The following is a 1,543-nucleotide window of genomic DNA, read 5'->3' as shown; positions in this document are numbered from 1 at the left end:
GCCGGTATCGGCGTAAAATGCAAGAACGTTGTCAGAGCTATGAAAGTCCTAGACTATCTGTACTCAGACGATGGCTGGAACGCATTCCAGAACGGACCGAAAGGGTTATGCTATACAACGAAGGACGGCAAGAACACGCTGACTGAATTTGCTCTGAATGCAACAGCGGATACCAAAATACCTGACGCATACGGCGGCGGTACATGGAACGGCGGACATCTGAATCAGATAAACTGGTTCTCCAGAGTCGGCGGAGATATTGATCCGAATACAAATGAGCAGTTTTCCTCCGATGGCTGGTCGTCTTCTAAGCTTCTTCCGAAGAACAACAATAAACTTACGCAGTCCTATGCAAAAAAAATGAATGCGGACGATATTGGAAACTATCTGTACAAAAACAATCTTTGGAATGTTCAGCCTGGCAACAGTTATGTTCACATGACGGAAGACGGGGACTTGAAAACACTCGAAAATCAGATTGGCTCTGTGGTAAAACAATATTCCTGGAAAATGGTCTATGCGGCTGACGATGCTCAGTTTAACTCTTTGAAAGAGAAGATGATTTCGCAGGCTGAAGGACTTGGAATGGATAAAGTAATGGAATTCAATAAAAAGGATTTGGCAGGTTTGGCGTCGGCTCTGAAAGAAGCTGTCGCGCAGGCTAAAAAGTAACAACCGCTATGCAGGGCAAGCAAATGAAGCGTCGTCCCTCAAACACTGCTGGATGTGGAAAAGATTGGAAAAATCCCAAAAGGTTGACGATGGGCAGTTTGCAAGGCGTATTTCCAGTTCGGACGAAGATCTTGGCAGCAGGGATGCCATAAAGCAGGCAGGTAAACTGATTTGGTACCCTGCCGAAGTAAATATGTCCATCCATCCGGGGTGGTTTTACCATCCGGAAGAGGACAGCCGTGTAAGGTCGCTGGAAGAACTTTTGAACATTTATTATTCCTCTGTTGGCGGCAATGCGACATTCCTTCTGAATCTTCCCCCGGATAAGCGCGGATTGATTCATGAAGAGGATGTAAAAAGGCTCCATGAAATAGGTGCTTCACTCCGCAGCATGTTTGCGGATGCCTTGCCGAAAACGCATCGGCGGCTACCTCTGATTCCATGGGTGATGAATTTTCTCCATCAAATGTACTAAGCTCGGACGAGAATACATACTGGAGGACTAAAGAAAGAACGGAATCTGCCGAAATTACTTTGAGGTTTGACTCCGCCAAACGTTTTAATATGGTTGTGCTTATGGAACACATTGCTTCTTCCGACCAAAGGATTGAAGATTTTACGCTGGAATGCGAAGAGGGTGCGGACTGGAAGGAGATTTTCCACGGAACGGTAGTAGGGTGCAAAAAGATTTGCCGTTTTCCTGCTGTGAACTCCAAAGCTATACTGCTCCATATTGGAAAATCACGGCTGAATCCTACTTTAGCGCGCTTTCAGGTGTTCTTTAACGGAATCAGTTTCTAATTCATGCTGTCGAAAGCTTGCAGTTTGATCCGGGGGCAGGGCATGACTAACATTTTTGGAGCGTGAGAAC

At 45.9% G+C, this 1,543-nt stretch carries 3 protein-coding genes; all 3 read left to right on the top strand.

What is annotated here, in order from left to right; genetic code table 11:
* Window positions 1-672 (top strand): type 2 periplasmic-binding domain-containing protein (locus B2633_RS07220; protein ID WP_483169929.1); only part of this gene is annotated, 672 nt, incomplete at its 5' end.
* Window positions 673-736: 64 nt separating this feature from the next.
* Window positions 737-1,147, top strand: a complete 411-nt coding sequence (locus B2633_RS07215) for an alpha-L-fucosidase (protein ID WP_483169928.1) — start codon at window positions 737-739, stop codon at window positions 1,145-1,147.
* Entirely contained in the window at window positions 1,114-1,473 is a 360-nt protein-coding gene (locus B2633_RS07210; RefSeq protein WP_483169927.1) for a discoidin domain-containing protein, read from the top strand. Before B2633_RS07215 ends, B2633_RS07210 begins: the two co-directional genes overlap by 34 nt.
* The last annotated feature ends 70 nt before the right edge of the window (window positions 1,474-1,543 follow it).

Source organism: Syntrophomonas sp. UBA1041 (genome assembly GCF_002316705.1).
Classification (GTDB): Bacteria; Bacillota; Syntrophomonadia; order Syntrophomonadales; family Syntrophomonadaceae; genus DTU019.
This window is presented reverse-complemented; position numbering and strand designations above follow the sequence as displayed.

Bases quoted from the DNA above. Each gene is read 5' to 3' on its own strand.
- B2633_RS07210 (WP_483169927.1), top strand. From the start codon at position 1,114: ATGGGTGATGAATTTTCTCCATCAAATGTACTAAGCTCGGACGAGAAT.